The organism is Kitasatospora sp. NPDC091257 (genome assembly GCF_044757675.1).
GTDB lineage: Bacteria > Actinomycetota > Actinomycetes > Streptomycetales > Streptomycetaceae > Kitasatospora > Kitasatospora lactacystinica.
Window position 1 is genome coordinate 1 of the sequence record NZ_JBIVVI010000641.1, and the last position, 5,255, is coordinate 5,255.

Below are 5,255 nucleotides of genomic sequence, written 5' to 3' on the forward strand. Positions count from 1 at the left end.
CGCACCGGGGCCGGCCGGGGCCGGGGAGAGGCCGGTGCAGCCGCGCAGGCCGTCGCGGCGCTTGAGGGCTGCCTCGGCGGTGGCGCCGCTGACCGGCTCCGGGATGCCCTTGTCGTCGATGGTGGCCGGGGTGAAGGCCTCGCCGGTCACCTTGCCCTCGGCGGTGAGGGTGAGGGTGGTGACACCGGTCTCGTTGGAGTTGGGGTAGTTGGAGGTGCCGTACCAGAGGAAGTTGCCGAAGCCGTAGCCGACGTAGGTGTTGCCGAGCATGCCCGAGCCGACCATGGTGTGCGCGTGGGTACCGACCACGGCCGTGGCGCCCGCGCCGGCGAGCTTCTTGGCGATGGTGGTCTGCGGACCGGTCGGACAGGCCTTGCCCTCGTCGCCCCAGTGCAGGTAGACGAGCACCACCGGAGCCTGCTGCTTGGCCGTCTCCACCGCCTTGACCAGCGCCGGCACGTCCAGGGCCGAGGCGATGCCCGGCTTGTCGGCGCCGGCCCGCCACTTCTGGTTGGTGAGGTCCTCGACCTGGCTGGCGGCGACCACCGCGACCTTCACCCCGCGCACGGTGGTGACGTACGGGGCGTACGCCTCCTTGGCGTTGCGTCCGAAGCCGACCACCGGGATCGGCGAGGAGTCCTTGGCGGCGAGGGTGTCGGTGAGGCCGTCGGCGCCGAAGTCCACGGCGTGGTTGTTGGCCATCGAGACGACGTCGACGCCCGAGTCCTTGAGCACCGACAGCGCCTTGGGCGAGGTGCGGAAGGTGTACGTCTTCGGCTCCGGGGCACCGCGCCCGGTGATCGCGGTCTCCAGGTTGAGGACGGACAGGTCGGCGTCGGCGAGGGTGCGGGAGATCGGGCCGAGCGCGGGCTCGGGCTGCTGGACGGCCAGCCGGGCCTCGGTACGGCCCTCGAAGTGGACGTCCCCGGCGAAGGCGACGGTGATGGTGCCGTCGGGCCGGGGCGGGGCACTCTTGCCCGGGGCCGTGCCGGAGGGCGTGCCGTCCGGCGCCGAGGACGGCGGGACGGGGGCGGCGGAGGCCGGGGCCGGCTCGGGGTCGTCCGGCCCGCAGGCGGCGACGGCGGTCATTCCGACGAGCAGCGCGACGGCGGCCGCGACACGGCGCATGAGTGGATCCCCCCGAGGATGGTGCAAGAGCGGTCAGCCTACGCCACCGAATCACCACCACCCGGACCCGAGCCAGCAACATTCCGGCCACAAAGGACACCCCCTGGGCCGGGGTGGGCATCGACGGTCGGACATCGACCGGCGGACATCGCCGCCCGCGCATCGACGGCCCGGCATCGACGGCCCGGCATCGAGGGCCCGGCATCACCGGCCGGTCGCCGGACGCCCCCTGGCCCGACCGTCCCCATGGCCCCGGCCGACCCGGCCACCGTGTCCCTGGCGCGGAGGCGGGCGGGGCGCGCAGCGTGGTGTGCAGGGAGCGAGTCCCGCGCCGAAGGCCGGGAGGTGTGGCGTGATGGGCAGCAATCAGATCTCCGCCGTGGGCGGCAGTCCCCCGTCCCTCACCCGGGAGCACCGGATCGTGGTCGGGATCGACGGCTCCGGGCCGTCGAAGGCGGCCCTGCGCTGGGCGGTCGGCCAGGCCGTGCTGACCGGCGCGGCGGTGCACGCGGTGGCGGCCTGGGAGTACCCCTCGCTGTACGGGTGGTTCGCGCCGATGGTGGACGACGGCTTCGAGCGGACCGCCCGCCGCACGCTGAGCGCCGAGATCAACGAGATCCTCGGCCCGGACCGCTCGGTGGAGGTCCGGGAGAGCCTGGTGCTCGGCCACGCCGCCGAGGTGCTGCTGGAGGCGGCGGAGGGGGCCGACCTGCTGGTACTGGGCAGCCGGGGCCGGGGCACCTTCGCCCGGACGCTGCTCGGCTCGGTGTCCACCCGCTGCGCCGTGCACGGCGGCTGCCCGGTGGTGATCGTCCGCGCCGACGGAACGGTGGCCGCCCCGCCGCCGGCCGCGGCCGGCCGCGAGGGCGTCGAGCAGTCGGCCCCGGGCGCCGTGCGCACCAAGGACTGGCAGCTCAGCCTGCACGTGGTCGAGGACGAGGACACCACCCGGGTGCACGCCGTGCTGAACGCCGACGGCGACGTGCTGCACAGTGACGCCCGTTCCCGCCGCAACCCGCGCGACGCCCCGGCCCCCGCCGTCGGCGACGAGTTCGCGGTCGGACGCGCCCTGGTGGACCTCGGCCACCAACTGCTGCGCTCCGGCGTCCACGGCGCCACCGGGCCGACCGAGGAGTGAACCGCCGCCCGCGGGCGACCGCCGGGCCGCGGCGTGCGCATCGCCCGGTCGGGTACGCCATGCTGAATCACCGCTGGACCACCGCTGGACAATCGCCGAACCGCCGTACCGCCCCTCCCGCGACCCGACCGGAAGAGCCGCACCCCGCCATGGACACCACCCCGGCCCCCGAACCCCCGGCCGCCGAACCCCCGAACCCCGAGACCGCGACCCCCGAGGCCGTGGCCTCCGAGACCGCGGCGTCCGGGACCGCGACCCCCGAGTGCGCCCCGCCCGGCGAAGCCCCCACGCCGGACTTCACCCCCGACGAGCGCGCCCGGGGCCGCGCGCTGCGCCGCGCCCAGCTGCCGTGGGCACTGGGCGGACGACTGGCGGGCCTGGCGCTGACCCTGCTGCTCGGCCTCACCCCGGCCGGTGCCGCCCTGGTGACCGCCGTCGGCGGCTGGTTCGGCGGCTCCCGGACGGCCGGGGTACTGGCCGGCGCGGCGGCCCTGGTGGTGCTCGGCCAGGCGCTGCAACTGCCGTTCGGCGCCGGGGCGCGGACCGTCCGGGCCCGGTACGGGCTGGTGACCCAGGGCTGGGCCGGCTGGGCGCTGGACGCCGTACGCGGCCTCGCGCTCACCCTCGTCCTCGTCCTCCCGCTCGCACTGGGCCTGTTCGCGCTGACCGCCTGGTCGCCGCAGCGCTGGTGGCTGCCGGCGGCGGGCGCGGCGGCGCTGCTGACGGCCGCGCTCTCCTTCCTCCATCCGCTGCTGATCGAGCCGGTGTTCAACCGCTTCTCCCCGATGCCCCCGGGGGAGCTGCGCACCGCGCTGCTCGCACTGGCCGAGCGGGACGACGTCCGGGTGCGGGACGTCCTGGTCGCGGACGCCTCCCGTCGCACCACCGCGCTCAACGCGTACGTCTCCGGATTCGGGGCGACCCGCCGGATCGTCGCGTACGACACGCTGCTGACCACCGCGGAGCCGCGCGAGGTGGAGCTGGTGGTCGCGCACGAGCTGGGCCACGTCAAGCACCGGGACGTGCCGGTCGGCACCGCGCTGGGCGCGGTCGGCGCGGCCGTCGCGGTGGCCGTCCTCGGCCTGCTCGCCACCTGGCCGCCGCTGCTGGACGCGGCCGGGGCGACGGACGCGGCGGACCCCCGGGCGCTGCCGCTGCTGGCGGCGCTCGCGGCGCTGCTGGGCGCGCTGTCGGGGCCGCCGCAGTGCGCGGTGAGCCGCCGGATCGAGGCCAGGGCGGACCGGCACGCACTCGAACTGACCGGGGACGTCGAGCAGTTCGTGGCCATGCAGCGCAGACTGGCCGTGGCGAACGTCTCGGATGTCGACCCACCGAGGGTGCTTGAGCTACTGTTCGCCACTCACCCGAGTGCGACCAGGCGGATCGCCGCCGCCCGCGCCTGGCGGGCCGCACCGGAGCAGCGAGCGCCGGGGCGACGGGCAGCGGGGCGATGAGCGCCGGAGCGGCGAGCACCGGAGCAAAGTGCACCCCCGGGCAAATCCGTTGTATAGTGCAACAAATATCGAGGAGATAGGAACGCCGTGCCCGGCCGCCAGTCGTCCATCGAGACCATCCAGCGCGAGCTGACCGCCTTCGCCCGCCGCGCCCGGCACAAGGCCTCCCAGCTGCACCCCGACCTCTCCCTGGTCACCTACAGCATCCTCGACCTGATCACCGAGCGCGGCGGCTGCCGGGCCGCCGACGTGGCCGCGCACTTCATGCTCGACAAGTCCACCGTCAGCCGCCAGGTCACCGCCCTGGAGAAGCTCGGCCTTCTGGCCCGCGAGACCGATCCGGACGACCAGCGCGGCCAGATCCTGCGCGCCACCGAGGCCGGCCTCACCCTGCTGCGGGACGCCAACGAGCAGCGCCGGCTCTCCTTCACCGCGCGCTTCACCGACTGGTCCGACGAGGACGTCGCCCGCTTCGCCGACTACCTGGCCCGGTACGGCCAGGAGGGCTGACCTGGGCGACACCTGCCGGACGGCGATGCGGGACGCGGGACGCGGGACGCGGGACGCGGGTCGGGATGCGGGATCGAAGCGCGGGCCGGAGATCCGGCCGGGGGAAGTCGCCCGGAACACCGGCCGGAGGGGCCGGTCGAAGGGACCGGCCGGAGAGCCGGTCGAGCCCTTCCGGGTGCGCCCCGCCGCCTCCACGGTGTACAGAGGAGGAGTGCCCCTCCGGCAGCGTCCCGATGCGCCGCACCGCTCGAACGCGACGCATCCCCCCGACCGCCGCCGCGCCTGGCTGCCCGACCGCCGGGTGCTGACGGCGCTGACCCTCGCGCTGATCGTGCTGATCACCGTGGTCGACATCCTCTCCCCGCCGGACATCCACCTCGGCCCGCTGCTGATCGTCGCCCCCGCCCTCACCGCCTCCTTCGCCGGCCCCCGGGCCACCGCCGCGGTCGCCGCGCTCGCGTTCGCCGCGCTGACCGTCATCGGCGCCGTCCGCGACAGCCTGACCAGCGCGAACATCGAGACCCAGCTGAGCGCGCAGCTGATCGTCTCGGTGCTGATCGTCGGCCTGCGGGTGCTGCGCGAGCGGCACGAGCGCGAGCTGGCCCGGGTGCGCTCGGTGTCCGAGGCCGCCCAGCGGGTGCTGCTGCGCCCGCTGCCGGAACGGATCGGACCACTGCACCTGGCCTCCGTCTACCTGGCCGCCGAGGCCGAGGCGCAGGTCGGCGGCGACCTGTACGCGGCCGCCCGCACCGCCACCGGCACCCGGCTGCTGGTCGGCGACGTCCGCGGCAAGGGACTGTCCTCGCTCGGCGACGCGGCCCTGCTGCTCGGCGCCTTCCGCGCCGCCGCCCACCTGCACGCCGAACTGCCCGACCTGGCGGCCTACCTGGACGGCAGCGTCAGCTGGGACCTCGCCCAGCTCGCCGAACAGTCCCGACGGGACCGCCGCGACCGGCGTGAGCGACGCGAGCGGCAGGGCCTGCAAGCGTTGTCCGCCCTGCCCCTCCCCTCGCCCGAGGAGCCCC

General features: G+C 75.5%; 4 protein-coding genes and 1 pseudogene. 4 read left to right on the plus strand and 1 reads right to left on the minus strand.

The annotated features are described in order from the left end of the window. Positions 1 to 1,128: CapA family protein (locus ACIQOV_RS26230; protein ID WP_401052450.1), on the minus strand; the 1,128-nt coding region annotated here is incomplete at its 3' end. Between the two features lie 355 nt (positions 1,129 to 1,483). Between ACIQOV_RS26230 and ACIQOV_RS26235 the strand changes: the two genes are divergently transcribed. From ACIQOV_RS26235 to ACIQOV_RS26250, 4 genes and pseudogenes are all read left to right on the plus strand, one after another. Then, a complete protein-coding gene (locus ACIQOV_RS26235; RefSeq protein WP_401052453.1) occupies positions 1,484 to 2,266 on the plus strand; it encodes a universal stress protein in 783 nt (260 codons plus the stop codon). A 149-nt stretch (positions 2,267 to 2,415) separates the two neighbouring features. After that, complete coding sequence (locus tag ACIQOV_RS26240) at positions 2,416 to 3,720, plus strand: M48 family metalloprotease (protein ID WP_401052454.1); 1,305 nt, start codon at positions 2,416 to 2,418, stop codon at positions 3,718 to 3,720. Positions 3,721 to 3,807: 87 nt separating this feature from the next. After that, complete coding sequence (locus tag ACIQOV_RS26245; protein ID WP_359904334.1) at positions 3,808 to 4,230, plus strand: MarR family transcriptional regulator; 423 nt, start codon at positions 3,808 to 3,810, stop codon at positions 4,228 to 4,230. A gap of 211 nt (positions 4,231 to 4,441) precedes the next feature. After that, positions 4,442 to 5,255: pseudogene (locus tag ACIQOV_RS26250) on the plus strand (hypothetical protein); the annotation flags it as partial.